The 17,033-nt window shown below is 68.6% G+C and carries 12 protein-coding genes and 1 pseudogene; 11 read left to right on the forward strand and 2 right to left on the reverse strand.

Features of this window, described 5'->3' with window-relative positions; genetic code table 11:
• Positions 1 to 30: 30 nt before the first annotated feature.
• A complete protein-coding gene (locus FA740_RS19690) occupies positions 31 to 828 on the forward strand; it encodes a formate/nitrite transporter family protein (RefSeq protein ID WP_169306266.1) in 798 nt (265 codons plus the stop codon).
• A gap of 23 nt (positions 829 to 851) precedes the next feature.
• On the opposite strand, the gene FA740_RS09215 is transcribed toward FA740_RS19690, so the two are convergent.
• Both FA740_RS09215 and FA740_RS09220 read right to left on the reverse strand, forming a co-directional pair.
• On the reverse strand, positions 852 to 1,889 hold the full coding sequence (locus FA740_RS09215) for a mechanosensitive ion channel family protein (protein WP_246053552.1): 1,038 nt from the start codon (positions 1,887 to 1,889) through the stop codon (positions 852 to 854).
• A 202-nt stretch (positions 1,890 to 2,091) separates the two neighbouring features.
• Positions 2,092 to 2,736 carry a DUF1007 family protein gene (locus FA740_RS09220; protein WP_136856479.1) on the reverse strand — a complete coding sequence of 215 codons (645 nt, stop codon included), beginning with the start codon at positions 2,734 to 2,736 and terminating at the stop codon, positions 2,092 to 2,094.
• Between the two features lie 186 nt (positions 2,737 to 2,922).
• Here FA740_RS09220 and FA740_RS09225 point away from each other — a divergent pair, with 186 nt between their 5' ends.
• The 10 genes and pseudogenes from FA740_RS09225 to FA740_RS20495 all read left to right on the forward strand — a co-directional run.
• Positions 2,923 to 5,085: an esterase-like activity of phytase family protein gene (locus tag FA740_RS09225; RefSeq protein WP_136856480.1), complete on the forward strand. Its 2,163-nt coding sequence runs from the start codon at positions 2,923 to 2,925 to the stop codon at positions 5,083 to 5,085.
• A gap of 103 nt (positions 5,086 to 5,188) precedes the next feature.
• Positions 5,189 to 5,953: an SDR family NAD(P)-dependent oxidoreductase gene (locus tag FA740_RS09230; protein WP_136856481.1), complete on the forward strand. Its 765-nt coding sequence runs from the start codon at positions 5,189 to 5,191 to the stop codon at positions 5,951 to 5,953.
• Positions 5,950 to 8,610 carry a cation-translocating P-type ATPase gene (locus FA740_RS09235; protein ID WP_211243667.1) on the forward strand — a complete coding sequence of 887 codons (2,661 nt, stop codon included), beginning with the start codon at positions 5,950 to 5,952 and terminating at the stop codon, positions 8,608 to 8,610. The genes FA740_RS09230 and FA740_RS09235 overlap by 4 nt, the downstream gene beginning before the upstream one ends.
• On the forward strand, positions 8,607 to 10,370 hold the full coding sequence (locus FA740_RS09240) for an acetate/propionate family kinase (RefSeq protein ID WP_136856482.1): 1,764 nt from the start codon (positions 8,607 to 8,609) through the stop codon (positions 10,368 to 10,370). Before FA740_RS09235 ends, FA740_RS09240 begins: the two co-directional genes overlap by 4 nt.
• A gap of 104 nt (positions 10,371 to 10,474) precedes the next feature.
• Complete coding sequence (locus tag FA740_RS09245) at positions 10,475 to 11,494, forward strand: LacI family DNA-binding transcriptional regulator (RefSeq protein WP_136856483.1); 1,020 nt, start codon at positions 10,475 to 10,477, stop codon at positions 11,492 to 11,494.
• Between the two features lie 117 nt (positions 11,495 to 11,611).
• Positions 11,612 to 12,874, forward strand: a complete 1,263-nt coding sequence (locus FA740_RS09250; RefSeq protein ID WP_136856484.1) for an ABC transporter substrate-binding protein — start codon at positions 11,612 to 11,614, stop codon at positions 12,872 to 12,874.
• A gap of 63 nt (positions 12,875 to 12,937) precedes the next feature.
• Positions 12,938 to 13,861 carry a carbohydrate ABC transporter permease gene (locus tag FA740_RS09255; protein WP_136856485.1) on the forward strand — a complete coding sequence of 308 codons (924 nt, stop codon included), beginning with the start codon at positions 12,938 to 12,940 and terminating at the stop codon, positions 13,859 to 13,861.
• A complete protein-coding gene (locus tag FA740_RS09260) occupies positions 13,858 to 14,688 on the forward strand; it encodes a carbohydrate ABC transporter permease (protein WP_136856486.1) in 831 nt (276 codons plus the stop codon). Before FA740_RS09255 ends, FA740_RS09260 begins: the two co-directional genes overlap by 4 nt.
• A gap of 4 nt (positions 14,689 to 14,692) precedes the next feature.
• Complete coding sequence (locus FA740_RS09265; RefSeq protein WP_136856487.1) at positions 14,693 to 16,330, forward strand: glycoside hydrolase family 43 protein; 1,638 nt, start codon at positions 14,693 to 14,695, stop codon at positions 16,328 to 16,330.
• A gap of 76 nt (positions 16,331 to 16,406) precedes the next feature.
• Positions 16,407 to 16,745, forward strand: a pseudogene (locus tag FA740_RS20495) (ABC transporter ATP-binding protein); the annotation flags it as partial.
• Positions 16,746 to 17,033 lie beyond the last annotated feature (288 nt).

Genomic DNA, 17,033 nt, shown 5'->3' on the forward strand with positions numbered 1-17,033 from the left:
GTCACGACATCACAGAAAGGCGACCCCAGCATGAGCGACCAGGCAGTGGCCCCCGACCCCCCCGATCTGACCCGCACCGTCTTTGAAGCCGTGACCGAAAAGGCCCAGCAGCCGCTGCGCCCGATGATCATCCTGGGCCTGCTGGCGGGGATCTATGTCGGGCTGGGCGGGCTGTTCGCGACGGTGGCCCTGGCCGGGGCGGAGGACATGCCCTTTGGCGCAGGGCAGGTGCTGGCGGGGGTCGTGTTCTCTCTGGGGCTGGCGCTGGTGCTGATCGCGGGGTCCGAGCTGTTCACCGGCAACACGCTGATGCTGGGCCCGGTCACGGCGGGGCAGCTGCCCGGCGGCACGGCGGCGCGTGCCCTGTCTGTGGTCTATCTGGCGAATTTCGCGGGCTCGCTGTGCCTGGCGGTGCTGGTGCTGCTGGCCGGCGTGCATCAGGGCGGCGACGGCGCCGTCGGTCGCGCCGCGCTGGATCTGGGGGTCACCAAGACCGACAAGTCCTTTGTCGCGCTGCTGGCCAGCGGGGTGCTGGCCAACATGCTGGTCTGTCTGGCCGTCTGGATGGCCCATGCGGGCCACACCGTGACGCAGAAAATCGCCGGCCTGATGCTGCCCATCGCGGCCTTTGTGGCCGCGGGGTTGGAGCATTCGGTCGCGAACATGTATCTGCTGCCCTATGCCTATATGCTGCAATTCGTCATGGACCAGCCTGCGGTGATCGGCCTGGGCGGCGTGCTGCGCAACATCGTGGCGGCGACCCTGGGCAACCTGATCGGCGGCGGCTTCGTCGCCATCGCCTATGGCGCGGTGCATATCAAGCGATAGGACCGCACGCCCCGGCGCCCGCATCAGGCGGGGGCCGCGACCTCGACCGCGTTGCGGGTGCGGGGCAGGGCGTGGGGCTGTTCGCGTTGCAGATAGTCCAGCAGCGCCTCGCGGATATGGCAGCGCAGATCAAAGGCGCGGCCCGCGTTCGTGGCATCGGCCAGGATGCGGATCTCGGCCTCGCGTTCGCGAAAATCGGTGACCTGCAGGGCAAAGACATCGCCCTTCCACAGCGGCGATGCGCGGACCACGCGTTCGGCCTCGGCACGCAGGGCGGTCGTGTCCACCGCGAAATCGACATAGAGCAGCACCACCCCGATCAGGGTCGCATCATTGCGCGTCCAGTTCTGGAAGGGCTGCTCCATGAAATAGTTCAGCGGCACGATCATGCGCCGCCGGTCCCAGATGCGGACGACGACATAGGTCGCGGTGATCTCCTCGATATTGCCCCATTCGCCCTCGACGATCACGGCGTCGTCGATGCGGATGGGCTGGGTCAGCGCCAGCTGCAGCCCGGCAAAGACGTTGCGCAGCACCGGCTGCAGCGCAAAGCCCACGACAATGCCCGCAGCCCCCGCCGAGGCCAACAGGCTGACGCCGTATTGGCGCACCCCTTCGATGGTCATCAGCGCGGCGCTGACGCCGATGACGACGATTACCGTGGTGCCGACGCGCTGCAGGATGCGGGCCTGGGTGACATGCTTGCGCGCCAGCAGGTTGTCCTCGACGTCGATGCGGAACCGGCGCAGGTGCAACTGCATCCAGATCTCCAGCGCGGTCCTCAGCACCCAGGTCGTACAGGCGATGAAGGCGATCAGCAGCAGATGGCGCAGCACGCGCCCCTCCTCCCAGGGCAGGGGCACGGTGTTGGCGGCAAAGGACGCCGCCATGATCATCAGCTGAAGCTGCACCGGCCCGCGCGTGCGCGCCAGCAGCGGCCGCCAGAAGACCGTGTCGCGCACCAGCCGGGTCAGGGCTAGGCGATAGATGACAAAGCAGGCGACCCAGGAAAAGGCCAAGGCCAGCAGAAAGATGGCGGTCGTTTGGGTCCAGGGGGGCATCGTGTCTCCGAACGCGGCGACCGCGCGGGGGCAGCCGGGGGGAACAGGCATGCGCCACGCCCGGACAGGCGGTGGAACCGGACAGGCGTGGCGGTCGGATGGGCGGGCACGGGGCCTGCACCACGGGGCCAACGGCGCAGGCGGGCGGTTGTTCCGCAAACCGCGCCCGGTCGGATCGTCCTGCCCGGATCGCAGGCAGGCGTCAGCCCGCGCAGCGGACCCGGATGCTGTCGTCGCTGAAGGCGCCGAAATCGATCTGGACATCGCCCGGCGCGGTGCGGCGCATTTCGCGGGCCAGGGCCGCGCGCAGGGCGCCGTTGCCGGTGTCGCCCGGTGCCTCGGTGCCCTGCAGGGCGGCGGTGCATCCGGCGCGGCCTTGGATGACCACCTGGGACGGCATGGAAAAGGCCACGTAATAGGTCGGGTCGAACACCCGGATCGTCACCGGAACCGCCCCCGCCACCGGAGTGGTCAGGCTGTGCAGGCGGCGCGACACGATGCGGTCGCCCTCCAGCCCCATGGCGATGGGGCGGGGGGGCAGGGTGGGCACCGATCCGCCCGCCGCCGTGACGGCCAGCACGCCCCCCGCGACCGGGTCCCACGCGGCATCCTGGCGCTGCAGGCGGGACAGCTGATCGGCGGCAAAGCCGCCCGGTCCGGGCGTTCCGACCTCGGACAGCATCAGCAGGGAATACAGCTCGTCATAGGCCCAGCTTTCCTCGATGGCGGTCAGCCGCCCCTGGGCGTCATAGCGCAGCGTCAGCGCGGCATCGATGAACACATGCGGATGCGCGGCCGCCGCGCAGGGCAGCAGAAGGGCCAGAAGGGCAAGGCGGATCGACGGCATGGGCGGCCCTTTCTGGCGGGGATGGTCGCGGCCAGCATAGACCGGCGGGCGGGGCCGGGGCAAATCACCCTGCCATCAGCCGGGCGGTGGCACGGCCCGGTGGGGCAGAAAAGCCGCTCGCTGTCACGGGTTTGTTATGCGGCGGCCCTAACGTCCCGCCATCATTCACACCGCCCCTGAGGTTCCATGTCCGCCCCCATCACCGGTTTCGTCTCTCTCCTGGCGCTGGTCGCCGCCGTCCCGGCCCTGGCCGAGCCGCATTTCAACCGCATCGCGACCCTGCCCGTCACCGCCACCATGGCGGATGGCGCGGATGTCGCGCGCGAATCCTCGGCCGAGATCATCTCGGCCTCCGAGGACGGGATGACGCTGGTCTATACCGACAGCCCGCTTGGGGTGATCGGGCTGATCGACATCACCGACCCGCAGGCCCCGCGCGCCCTGGGCCAGGTCGACATGGGCGGAGAGCCGACCACCGCCGTCTTTGTCGGCGACATGGTCTTTGCCGGGGTTAACACGTCGGACAGCTATACCGCCCCCTCGGGCAGGCTGGCGACGGTCGATCCGGCGACGATGGCGGTTGTGGCCGAATGCGATCTGGGCGGACAGCCCGACGCGGTCGCCAAGGCCCCCGATGGCAGCTTTCTGGCCGTGGCCATCGAGAACGAGCGCGACGAGGATCTGGGCGATGGCGGCCTGCCGCAGATGCCCGCGGGCTTTGTCGTCAAGCTGCCGGTCGCGGACGGCGCGGCCGATTGCGCGGCCCTGCAGGTGATCGAGATGACCGGCCTGGCCGACATCCACCCCGAGGACCCCGAGCCCGAATTCGTGGACGTGAACGATGCCGGAGAGATCGTCGTCACCCTGCAGGAGAACAACCACATCGTGATCATCGGCGCCGACGGCACCGTCGCGTCGCATTTCCCGGCGGGCGAGGTCGCGCTGGAGGGGATCGACACGGCCCGCGACGGCGCGCTGGATTTCACCGGCAGCAAGCCCGCCGCCCCGCGAGAGCCCGATGCCGTCAAGTGGATCGACGCCGATCACGTGGCCTTTGCCAACGAGGGCGACTGGAAGGGCGGCACGCGCGGCTGGTCGGTCTTTCACCGCGACGGGACGATGGTCTGGGACGCGGGCAACAGCCTTGAGCAGGCGATCGCCGCCATCGGCCATTACCCCGAACACCGCAGCCACACCAAGGGCGCAGAGCCCGAGGGGATGGAGACCGGCACCTTTGGCGGCATCCCGATGGTCTTTGTCGCGGCCGAGCGTGCCTCGGTCATCGGGGTCTATGACGTCTCGGACGTGACCGCGCCGCGGCTGCACCAGCTGCTGCCCTCGGGGATCAGCCCTGAGGGGATCGTGGCCATCCCCGCGCGCAACCTGATCGCCAGCGCGAACGAATTCGACGGGCGCGCGGACGGGGCGGCGGGCAGCCATGTGATGATCTATGAATGGCAGGACGCCCCTGCCGCCTATCCGATGATCACCGCCGATGAGGGAATTGGCTGGGGCGCGTTGTCGGGCCTGGTCGCGGATGCCGACCGCCCGGGCATCCTCTATGCCGTGACCGACAGCGTTTATGCGATGGCGCCCGCGATCCTGACCATCGACGCCACGCAGACGCCCGCCCGCATCACCGAACGCCGCGTCGTGACCCGCATGGGCCAGCCCGCCCAGAAGCTGGACCTGGAGGGGATCGCCCTGGGGCCCGATGGCGGGTTCTGGCTGGCCTCGGAGGGGCGGGCCGACCGGCTGGTGCCGCATGCCGTCTATCGCGTGGACGCGAAGGGAGAGATCCGCGAGGAGATCGCCCTGCCTGCCGAACTGCTGGCGCATGAGACGCGCTTTGGCATCGAGGGGATCACCGTGCAGGGCGACGTTCTGTGGATGGCCGTGCAGCGCGAATGGGGCGACGACCCGGCGGGCATGGTCAAGCTGCTGGCCTATGACACCGCGACGCAAGGCTGGGGCGCGGTCCATTACCCGCTGGAAACCCCCGCTGATGGCGCTTGGATGGGCCTGTCCGAGATCACGCTGGACGGCGATTGGGCCTATGTCTTGGAACGCGACAACCAGATCGGCGATGCGGCCGCCACCAAGGCGTTGTATCGCGTGGCGCTGTCCGATCTGACCCCCGCGCCGCTTGACGGTCCGCTGCCGGTGGTCACCAAGGCGCTGGTGCGCGACCTGATCCCCGATCTGGGCGCGCTGAACGGCTATGTCCAGGACAAGGTCGAGGGCTTTGCCATCGACGCGGATGGCACGGGCTGGGTCGTGACCGACAATGACGGCGTGCAGGACGCCTCGGGCGAGACGCTGTTCTGGTCGGTCGGCGCGATGCGCTGACCCTTGCGTGATCGCCGGCCCCGCCCTGACATAGGTCAAGGCGGGGCCGGTCCGGGTCTGTCATCGTCGCCCCTCAAGGTTCGCCTTCAGAAGGAGCAGACACATGACGGATCTCCGTTTCGACTTTCGCGGCCGCACGGCCATCGTGACCGGCGCCGCATCTGGCATCGGCCGCGAGATCGCCCTGGAGCTGGGGCGTTCGGGCGCGCGTGTCATCGTCAGCGACCTGCAGGACAAAGCCTGCCACGCCGTCGTCCAGCAGATCGAGGCCGCCGGGGGCACCGCCCGCGCCTTTGCCGCCGATGTTGCCGACGAGGCCGCGATGAAGGCCCTGGTCGCCTGCGCCGAGGCCGAGGGGGGCGGCCTGCACATGGCGGTCAACAATGCCGGGATCGGCGGTCCCAGCCTGCCCACCGGCGAATACCCCGCCGACGATTGGCGGCGGGTGATCGACATCAACCTGAACGGCGTTTTTTACGGGATGCGCTGGCAGATCCCCGCGATGGAGCGGGCGGGCGGCGGGTCCATCGTCAACATGTCCTCGATCCTGGGGTCGGTGGGCTTTGCCAATGCCGCGCCCTATGTCGCGGCCAAGCACGCGCTGCTTGGCCTGACGCGGACTGCGGCGATGGAATACGCGGCGCGGGGGGTGCGGGTGAACGCCGTGGGTCCGGCCTTCATCGACACGCCGCTGCTGTCGGCCAACCTGTCGCCCGAGGCATTGGCCGGTCTGGCCGCGCTGCATCCGATGGGGCGCATCGGCACCCCGGCCGAGGTCTCGGCGCTGACCTGCTTTCTGCTGTCGGACCGGGCCAGCTTTGTCACCGGCAGCTATCACCTGGTCGATGGCGGATATACCGCGCCATGACGGACGGTCCGCTGGCGGGGGACCTGCACCCCTGGGCCATGCCTGCGGATGCGGTTCTGCAGGCGCTTGGGACCGATGGCAGGGGGCTGAGCGCCACGGAAGCCGCAGCCCGGCTGGAGCGCCACGGGCCGAACCGGCTGCCCGAACCGCCCCGCCCCTCGGCGCTGGCCCGGCTGGCGCGGCAATTCGCCAACCTGCTGATCGTGGTGCTGATTCTGGCGGCGGTCATCACGGCGCTGTTGGGTCACTGGGTCGATACTGGCGTGATCCTGGCCGTGGTGGTGCTGAACGGGGTCATCGGCTTTGTCCAGGAGGGGCGGGCCGAACAGGCGCTGGAGGCGCTGCGCGACATGCTGGCGCCGCGCGCGGCCGTCCTGCGCGACGGGGCGCGCCTGTCGGTGGACGCGGTGCATCTGGTGCCCGGCGACATCGTCCTGATCGAGGCGGGCGACCGCGTGCCCGCCGACCTGCGCCTGATCGCGGTGGCGAACCTGACCGCCGAGGAGGCGATGCTGACCGGTGAATCCCTGCCGGTGCGCAAGGGGCTGGCGCGGGTGGCTGTCGGCGCGCCGCTTGGCGATCGCGCGGCGATGGCGTTCAGCGGCACGATGATCGCCCAGGGGACCGGGGCCGGCGTGGTCGTGGCCACGGGGGCGGCCACCCAGATCGGCCAGATCAGCCACATGATGCAGTCGGTCACGGTCCTGACCACGCCGCTGATCGCGCAGATGAGCCGCTTTGCCCGCGTCCTGACCGGGTTCGTGCTGGTCGTCGCGGCGCTGGTGCTGGCCTTTACCACGCTGCTGCGCGGCACCCCCTTTGCCGAGGCGTTCATCGTCGTGGTCGGCCTGATCGTCGCGGCCATCCCCGAGGGTCTGCCCGCGGTGCTGACCGTCACGCTGGCCATCGGCGTGCAGCGGATGGCCGGGCGGCACGCGATCATCCGCCGGCTGCCCTCGATCGAGACGCTTGGCGCCGTCTCGGTCATCTGTTCGGACAAGACCGGCACGCTGACCCGCAACGAGATGGTCGTGACCCGCATCGCCACCGCGCGCGGCGACGCCGAGGTCGCGGGCGACGGCTATGCCCCCGAGGGCACGGTCGGCGGCACCGATGACCCGGCCTGGCCCGCCCTTGGCCGTATCGCGGCGCTGTGCAACACCGCCCAGCTGCGCCACGACGGCAGCTGGCGGGTCGAGGGCGACCCGATGGAGGGCGCGCTGCTGGCCCTGGCGGGCAAGCTGGGTGCCCCGTGGCAAGACCGCCCCGCGCCCCGCGCCACGATCCCCTTCGATGCACGCTATCGCTATATGGCGGTGCTGGATCAGGAGATGATCCTGGCCAAGGGCGCCCCCGAGGCGCTGCTGGCGCGCTGTGACCGGGCGTTGGGCGTGGACGGCCCGCTGGACCGTCCCGCATGGGAGGGCCGGGCCGAGGCCATCGCCCGTCAGGGCATGCGCGTGCTGGCGTTGGCGCACAAGCCGCATGACGCGGCGACGCTGGATCACGGTGATCTGGACGGCGGGCTGGTGCTGGTCGGGCTGGTCGGCCTGATCGACCCGCCCCGCCCCGAGGCGATCGCCGCCGTGGCCGATTGCCGCCGCGCGGGCATCGCGGTCAAGATGATCACCGGCGATCATGCCGGAACCGCCGCCGCCATCGGCCGCCAGATCGGGCTGGCCCGCCCGGACCGGGTGCTGACCGGCGCCGATATCGACGCGCTGGACGACGATGCGCTGATCGGGGCGGCGGACCGCACCGACATCTTTGCCCGCACCAGCCCCGAACACAAGCTGCGGCTGGTCATGGCGCTGCAGGCGCCCGGCGCGGTCGTCGCGATGACCGGCGACGGGGTGAACGACGCGCCCGCGCTGAAACGCGCGGATGCGGGCATCGCGATGGGCCGGAAGGGGTCGCAGGCCGCGCGCGAGGCCAGCGACCTGGTGCTGGCCGACGACAACTTTGCCTCGATCGCCGAGGCGGTGCGACAGGGGCGCACGGTCTATGACAACCTCAAGAAGGTCATCGCCTTCCTGCTGCCCGTGAACGGCGGCGAAAGCATGAGCCTGATCGTCGCCGTCCTGTTCGGCCTGATCCTGCCGATCACCCCGCTGCAGATCCTGTGGGTGAACATGCTCAGCTCTGTCGCGCTGGCGATGGCCCTGGCCTTCGAGCCGCCAGAGCGTGGCGTGATGGCCCGCCCGCCGCGCCCCGCCCATGCGCCGATCCTGTCGCGCTTCGTGCTGTGGCGGGTGATGCTGGTGTCGGTCCTGTTCACCCTGGGGATCTTTGGTCAGTTCCAGGCGGCGATGGCCTGGGGCGCGGATCTGGATGTCGCGCGGACCATGGCGGTCAACACGCTGGTGGCGATGGAGGTGTTCTATCTGTTCTCGGTCCGCTACCGTCACGGCGCGTCGGCCACGCTGCAGGGCGCGCAGGGCACGCCCGCGGTCCTGATCGCGCTGGCCGTGGTGGTGGCGCTGCAGGTGCTGCTGACCTATGCGCCGCCGCTGCGGATGCTGTTCGGCACCGCGCCGCTCAGCCTGGGCCAGCTGGCCGCGTGTGTGGGGGCCGGGGTGCTGCTGCTGGCCGTGCTGGAGATCGACAAACGCGCCGCCGCCTTGTGGCGCCGCAACCCGACAGGAGAATCCGCATGAAAGTCCTGGTGTTCAACGCCGGCAGCTCCAGCCTGAAGCTGGGCGTCTTCGATGACGAACGGCAGGTGTTCAAGGCGGGCTTTGACCGCTTCGGGCCTGACGGCTGCGATCTGACGGTGGCGGGGGTGGTGCGCCGCGCGCCGCAGACGGATCTGCGCGCGGCCATCGCGGCGGTGCCCGCGCTGCTGTCCGAGCAGGGCGTCGCGGGCATCGCGGCGGTCGGCCACCGGCTGGCCCATGGCGGAACCGGCTTCACCGGCCCCGCGCGCCTCGACGATGCGGTCGTAGCGCGCATCGACGCGCTGACCCCGCTTGCGCCGCTGCACAACCCGGCGATGCTGCAGGCGGTGCGGCTGGCGCGCGATCTGTGGCCCGACCTGCCGCAGGTCGCGGTCTTTGACACCAGCTTTCACCTGACCAATCCGGCGCGGGCGACGACCTATGCGGTTCCCGCCGCCTGGCGTCAGGCGGGGCTGCGGCGGTTCGGCTTTCACGGCACGTCGCACAAATACGTGGCCGAACGCGCGGCCGAGGCGCTTGGCCGTCCTGTGTCGGAGCTGCGCATCATCAGCATGCATCTGGGCAACGGGGCCAGCGCCTGCGCGGTGCAATACGGGCGCAGCATCGACAGCTCGATGGGCATGACCCCGCTGGAGGGGCTGGTGATGGGCACGCGGTCGGGCGATGTCGACCCCGGCGCCTTCGGCTTTCTGCAGCGCGAACTGGGCCTGGATATCCCGCAGATCGAGGCCGCGCTCTATGCCGACAGCGGCCTGATGGCGCTGGCGGGCAGCGCCGACATGCGCGACGTCCAGGACCGGGCCGCGGCGGGCGATGCGGCGGCGCAGGGTGCGATCACCCTCTATGCCTATCGCGCGCGCAAGTATCTGGGGGCCTATGCGGCGGCGATGGGCGGGCTGGACGCGGTCGTCTTCACCGGCGGAATCGGAGAGAACTCGGCCACGATGCGGCGGCGGATCTGCGACGGGCTGGGCTTTCTGGGCCTGACCCTGGACGAGGATCTGAACCGCGCTCCGGACCTGTCCGATCAGGCCGCCCCGCAGATCCAGGGGCCCGGCAGCCGCGTCGCGGTCATCGTGACCGAGACCGCCGAACAGCGCATGATCGCGCGCGAGGTGCGCCGGCTGCTGGCCCGCCCGCCCGCTGTGCCGCGCCCCATTCCGGTGGCCGTGTCGGGCCGCCATGTGCATCTGTCCGCGCCCGCGGTCGAGGCGCTGTTCGGCCCGGGCTATCGCCTGACCCCCGGCACGCCCCTGCGCCAGCCCGGCAACTGGGTCGCGCAGGAACGCCTGGTGCTGGAGGGCCCCAAGGGACGGCTGGAGCGGGTGGCGATCCTGGGCCCGCTGCGCGCGCGCACCCAGATCGAGGTGTCGCGCACCGACAGCTTTGCCCTGGGCGTCGACGCGCCGCTGCGCGACAGCGGCAAGCTGGACGGCACGCCCTGCGTGCGTCTGATCGGTCCGGCGGGGCATCTGGACAGCGACGGGCTGATCGTCGCCGCGCGCCACATCCACACCAACCCCGAGGATGCGCGCGCCATGGGCCTGCAGGACGGCGCGCTGGTGCAACTGCGCCTGGCCGACGGATCGGCGCGCAGCCTGATCCTGGATCGCGTGCTGGTCCGCGTGGCACCCGGCACCGTCACGGAACTGCATATCGACACCGACGAGGCCAATGCCGCAGGGATCGTGGGCGCGACCGAGGGCGCGCTGGTCGGAACGGCGCAGCCGGTGGATTGACCCCCGCCGCGGTGGCGCCAGAAAGGCCCTGTTGCCCGGGCGGGGTTTGATTTACGCTGCCCGGAACAGATCAGATCGACCCCAGAATACGGTTGCAGCAGCCCATGTCCCGCCCCACCATCCACGACGTCGCCCGCATTGCCGGTGTCAGCCTTTCGACCGTCGATCGGGTGCTGAACGACCGCGAGGGGGTGCGCCGCGCGACCCGGGCGCGGGTCGCCGAGGCGATGCAGCAGCTGGGCTACGAACGCAACATCGCCGCCGCCAATCTGGCGCGCCGCCGTCAGTACCGCCTGCTGTTCGTCCTGCCTGCGGGGGGCAACAGCTTCATGCGCGGGCTGGAGCGCGAGATCGGGGCGCGTGCCGAGGCGTGGGAATTCACGGCGATTTCCGTGACGACCGTTCCTCCGTTCGATGACGCGGCGTTGGCCGGGGCGCTGCAATCGATCGACCCGGCGCAGACGGATGGGGTGGCGGTGGTGGCCACGGATTCCGCGGCCGTGCGTGCGGCGCTGGCCGCCTTGCGCGACCGGGGCGTTGCGGTGGTGACGCTGGTGTCGGACCTGCCATCGTCGCGGCGCCAGCATTTCGTGGGCATCGACAATGTGCAGGCCGGGCGCACCGCGGCCAGCCTGTTGGGGCGCTTCTGCCGGGGACGGACGGGCAGCATCGTGACGGTCGCGGGGTCGATGCTGGTGCGCGACCACGCCGAACGCAGGCTGGGATTCGAGCAGGTCCTGCGCCAGGAATTCTCCGATCAGCGCGTCCTGCCGCCGCTGGAGGGGTTCGACGACCAGGATATCGTGGCCGCGCAACTGGCGGAATTGCTGGCGCGGACCCCGGATGTCGTCGGCATCTACAGCCTGGGCGCGGGGACGCGCGGGGTCGCGCGCGCCATGGCACAGGCGCGCCCGGATGCCCCTTCGGTCGTGGTCCACGAGCTGACCGCGCATTCCCGTCAGGCCCTGCTGGACGGCACCTTTGATGCGGTGATCCATCAGGACCCCGTGCGCGAGATATCGGTCGCGGTCAGCCTGCTGCAGTCGCTGATCGAGGGCGGGGCCATCGACCCCGAGGCCGCGCGCATCGGCATCGAGGTCTATCTGCGCGACAACCTTCCCTGAACAGCGACCCGTCCGGAAACGGTTGCGTGGTGCTCATGTTTGACGTACGTATGTCATCAATGGCGAATCTTCGTCAGAATGACGCCGGTTGAGGAGCTGGCGAGAGGGAGGACCACCATGACATATCCCACAGCGGCCCTGGCCGCCGCCCTTGCCATAGTCACCGGCCAAGCGGCCCTTGCCCAGACCGAGATCACCGTCCTGCGCGTGGCGGTGAATGACGAACAGCAGGCCTATCTGGAGCAGATCGCCGCCGATTTCGAGGCGCAGAACGAGGGCGTGACCGTCACCTTCGAATATGTCGCGAACGAGGCCTACAAGCAGCGCCTGCCGACATTGCTGCAATCGAACGCGCGGCCCGACATCTTCTACAGCTGGGGCGGCCAGACCGTCGTCGAGCAGGTCGAGGCCGGCTTCCTGCAGCCCATCGACGCCCTGCTGCCCGAGGGTTTTGCCGACACCATCCCCGATGCCGGGTTGCAGGCCTATTCCGTAGACGGCCAGCTGTACGGCCTGCCGCAATACGCGACCGAGGTCGTGTTCTGGACCAATACCGCGCTGACCCAGCAGGCGGGCGTGGACATCGCGGCCATTGCCACCTGGGGCGATTTTCTTGAGGCCGTGCAGACGCTGAAGGATGCGGGCGTCACCCCCATCGTGGCGGGCGGTCAGGACAAGTGGCCGCTACATTTCTACTGGAGCTATCTGGCGTTGCGCGAGGGCGGCCCTGCAGTCGTCACCGACGCCATGGCCGGCGAGAACGGCGGCTTCGAGGCCGAGCCCTTCATCGCCGCCGGCCGCCAGTTCCAGCGCCTGACCGAACTGGAGCCGTTCCAGCCCGGCTACATCAGCACCACCTATGAGACCGCCAGCGGCATGTTCGCGGACGGGGCGGGGGCGTTCCACCTGATGGGCGATTGGGACTATCTGCCGATGCGCGAACGCTCGACCAGCGGCGAGGGGTTGCCCGACGACCAGCTGGCGATCCTCAGCTTTCCGGCCATCGCCGATCCGGTGACCGAGGGCGGGGCCGATGCCACGCTTGGAGGCATCAATGGCTGGGCCGTGACCAACAGCGCCGAACCCGAGGCGGTCCAGTTCCTAGCTTTCATGATGAACGCCGAAAACCAGCGCGAGGCCGGGCGGCAGGAGCTGTTCATCCCCATCGCCGAAGGCAGCGCGGACCAGATGCAGAACCCGTTCTACATCGAGGTGGCCGATCACATCGCGGCCAGCAGCTATCACCAGATCTTCCTGGATCAGTTCCTGGGCGCCTCGGTCGGGGCCACCATCAACGACATCTCGGCCGATCTGGCGCAGGGCGTGATCACCCCCGAAGATGCCGCGGCGCAGGTCCAGGAATCCTGGGACTTTCGCTGAACCCTGATGGCGGGCGCCGCACAGCCCGCCATCTGACCCTCAAAAAAACCACAGGAGCGTGGCATGACCACCGCCGCCGACAGGCGAATGCCTGCCTCTGTCCGCATGCGCCGTGCCCTGACCAATGGGCGCGTGACCGCGGTGCTGATCATGCTGCCTCCGGCGCTGATCCTGTTCACGTTCTTCGTGATGCTGCCTCTGGGAGAGTCCGCCTGGTTTTCGTTCTTCAACTGGAACGGCTATGGCGCGCCCAGCAATTTCGTCGGGTTGGAGAATTACGACCGCATCCTGAACCATTCGGTGTTCCACATCGCGGTGGGCAACACGGTCAAGATCGTGGTCATCTCGCTGATCGTGCAGATGCCGCTGGCGATGCTGCTGGCACTGCTGATCTATAAAAAGACGCCGACCAATGCGGTGTTCCGGCTGATCTTCTTTCTGCCCTACATCCTGGCCGAGGTCGCCGCCGGCCTGATCTGGTCCTTTGTCTTTGACGGCAATTACGGCGTCACCGCCTCCATCGCGGGGGGGCTGGGGATGGGCAACGTGTTCATCCTGTCGGACCCGGATTGGGCCTTTGCCGCGATCATGACGGTGATCGTGTGGAAATATTTCGGCTTTCACATGATGATCTATATCGCCGCCCTGCAGAGCGTGCCCCAGGACCAGATCGAGGCCGCCCGGATCGAGGGCGCCCGCCGCCTGCAGGTCATCCGCTATGTCCAGATCCCCGCGATCAAGCCCGCGATCGTCGTCAGCGCCTTCTTTGCCATCATCGGCGCGCTGCAGGTCTTTGACGTGATCATTCCGCTGACCAATGGCGGGCCGTCGAACCAGACCCATACCATCGTGACCTATCTGTACACCTTCGGGCTGACCCGCCTAAACATCGGCTTTGGCAGCGCGGTGGGCGTGATCCTGTTCGTGGGCGCCGTGACGGTCGCCCTGTTCTATCAGCGCATCTTCATGAAGAGGGCACAGGGATGACCCGCGGACATCTGACGCGCAACCTGATGCGCCTAGCGTTCCTGTGCATCGTGGCCAGCTTTGTTCTGGCGCCGATGCTGGCAACCGTGCTGGGCGGGTTCAAGACCAATGCCGAGATCCGCACCAACGCGCTTGGCCTGCCTGCCCTGTGGGACACGCAGTTCTATGGCGCGATCATGTCGGACCCGGCCTTCTGGCGCTATCTGGGCAATTCGCTGGTCATCTCGATCGGGTCGGTGGTGCTGACGCTGATCGTGGGGGCGGCGGCGGCCTATGTCTTTGCGCAGATCACGTTCTTCGGCTCACGCATGCTGTTTTCCTATGTGCTGCTGGGGCTGATGTTCCCCTTTGCCACCGCGATCCTGCCCTTGTTCATCAAGGTCCGCGACATCGGCCTGCTGGACACCTATTGGGCCGTGATCCTGCCGCAGACGGCCTTCAGCCTGTCGCTGGCGATCCTGCTGTTCCGCACCTTCTTCGCCCAACTGCCCAAGGAGCTGTTCGAGGCCGCCTATATCGACGGCTGCGGCTATGTGCGGTTCTTCTGGCGCTTCACGCTGCCTTTGTCGGCGCCGATCCTGGCGACGGTGGGCACCTTCGTCTTTGTGCAAAGCTGGAACAACTTCCTGCTCCCGCTGGTGGTGCTGAACTCGCGTGATGTCTTCACCTGGCCCCTTGGGATGATGCAGTTCCGGGGCGAATACGTGACGCAGTGGAACCTGACGCTGGCCTTCGTGACGCTGACGATCCTGCCCGCGATCGTCTTTTTCCTCGCCGCCCAGAAATACATCGTCGCCGGCCTGACCGGTGGCGCCGTCAAAGGATGACGCCATGACCCTGATCCAGAACCCGATCCTGCCCGGTTTCAACCCCGACCCTTCCATCGTCCGGGTGGGCGACGATTACTATATCGCGACCTCGACCTTTGAATGGTATCCGGGCGTGCAGATCCACCATTCGCGCGACCTGGCGCATTGGCGGCTGGTCACGCGCCCGCTGGACCGGGCGGCGCAGCTGGACCTGCGCGGCGATCCCGATAGCGGCGGGGTCTGGGCGCCCTGCCTGACCCATGCGGACGGGCTGTTCTGGCTGATCTATACCGATGTGAAACGCCGCGACGGCGCGTGGAAGGACAGCCACAACTATCTGGTCACCGCGCCGTCCATTGACGGCCCTTGGTCGGACCCGGTCTATCTGAACTCATCCGGGTTCGATCCGTCGCTGTTCCATGACGCGGACGGGCGCAAGTGGCTGCTGAACATGATCTGGGACCACAACCAGACGGGCGGCGACCGCTTTGGCGGCATCGTCATGCAGGAATATTCGGTCGAGGATCGCGCGCTGATCGGTCCCGTCCACAACATCTATCGCGGCACCGATCTGAAACTGACCGAGGGGCCGCATCTGTATCGCCGCGACGGCTGGTATTACCTGCTGACCGCCGAAGGGGGCACCGGCTATGACCACGCCGTCACCATGGCGCGGTCGCGCGATCTGTTCGGCCCGTACGAGACCGACCCCGCCAAGCACATCCTGACCGCGCGCGGCACCGACGGGCTGCTGCAGCGCACCGGCCACGCCGATATCGTTCAGACGCAGGACGGCCAGGTCTACATGGTGCATCTGTGCTCTCGCCCACTGCCGGAGACGCGGGCGCTGCCGGTGGGTCAGGGGGGCATCCATGCCGATGACGTGCGCCGATCGCCGCTCGGGCGCGAAACCGCGATACAGAAGCTGATCTGGGACGAGGGGCAGTTCCCCCGTCTGGCCCATGGCGGCAATGCGCCGGCCGATACCGCGCCCTGCGATCTGCCTGCGCACCCGTTCGACCCGGAACCCGCGTTGACGCGGTTCGATGGCGATCGGCTGCCGCCCGCGTTCCAATGGCTGCGCACGCCGCATCCCGACCGGCTGTTCTCGATGACCGCGCGCGCGGATGCCCTGCGTCTGTTCGGCCGGGAATCGCCGGGGTCGCAGTTCGATCACGCCCTGGTCGCGCGCCGTCAGACGCATCTGTCCTTTGCGGCCGAGACCGAGATCGACATGACCCCCGGCGATTACCAGCATTTCGCAGGGCTGATCGCCTGGTATGGCCGGTTCAAGTTCCACTATCTGGCCATCACCGCGACCGAGGACGGCACCCGGGTGCTGACCGTCTACAGCTGCGCCGCCGACTGGCCCGATGCCCGCGTGACCTATCCGATCACGCCGATCCCGCTGCCCGACGGTCCGGTGCATCTGGGCTGCGACGTGGACGGCGCGGCGCTGCGCTTCCGCTATCGGACCGATGGCGACTGGACCGATCTGGGCATCGTGCTGGATCAATCGGCCATCTCGGACGAGGCGGGGAACGGGCCGGGCAACAATTTCACCGGCGCCTTCGTGGGGGTCTGCGCGCATGACACCGCGGGGCGCGGACGGCATGCGGATGTCCTGTCCTTCCGCTACGAGGGGCGCGATCATGGCTGAGGTGCGGCTGGAGAGCATCAGCAAATCATTCGGCGGGCTGACCGTGCTGCCCGATCTGGACCTGACCGTCCCCGAGGGGTCGTTCACCGTGCTGGTCGGCCCCTCGGGCTGCGGCAAGTCCACGCTGCTGCGCATCATCTCGGGGCTGGAGATGCCCACGGCGGGGACGGTCCGCATCGGCGGTCAGGACGTCACCTTTGACGAGCCGTCCAAACGCGGCATCTCGATGGTGTTTCAGTCCTATGCGCTTTATCCGCATATGACGGTCGCGCAGAACATCGATTTCGGCCTGCGCCTGGCCAAGGTGCCCGCCGCCGAACGTCAGACCCGCGTGGCCGAGGCCGCCCGCATCCTGGCCCTGACCGACTATCTGGACCGCAAGCCCAGCCAGCTGTCGGGCGGCCAGCGCCAGCGCGTGGCCATCGGTCGGTCCATCGTGCGCCAGCCCAAGGTGTTCCTGTTCGACGAACCTCTGTCGAACCTGGACGCCGCCCTGCGCACCCAGATGCGGGTGGAACTGGCGCAGCTGCACCAGTCGCTGGACGCCACGATGATCTATGTGACCCATGACCAGGTCGAGGCGATGACCCTGGCCGACCAGATCGTCGTGATGAACGCAGGCCGGATCGAGCAGGTGGGCGCGCCCATGGACCTCTATGACCGCCCGCAGACCGCGTTCGTGGCGGGGTTCATCGGATCGCCC

Origin of the sequence: Paracoccus hibiscisoli, from assembly GCF_005048265.1 — a bacterium.
In the GTDB taxonomy this organism is placed as follows: domain Bacteria; phylum Pseudomonadota; class Alphaproteobacteria; order Rhodobacterales; family Rhodobacteraceae; genus Paracoccus; species Paracoccus hibiscisoli.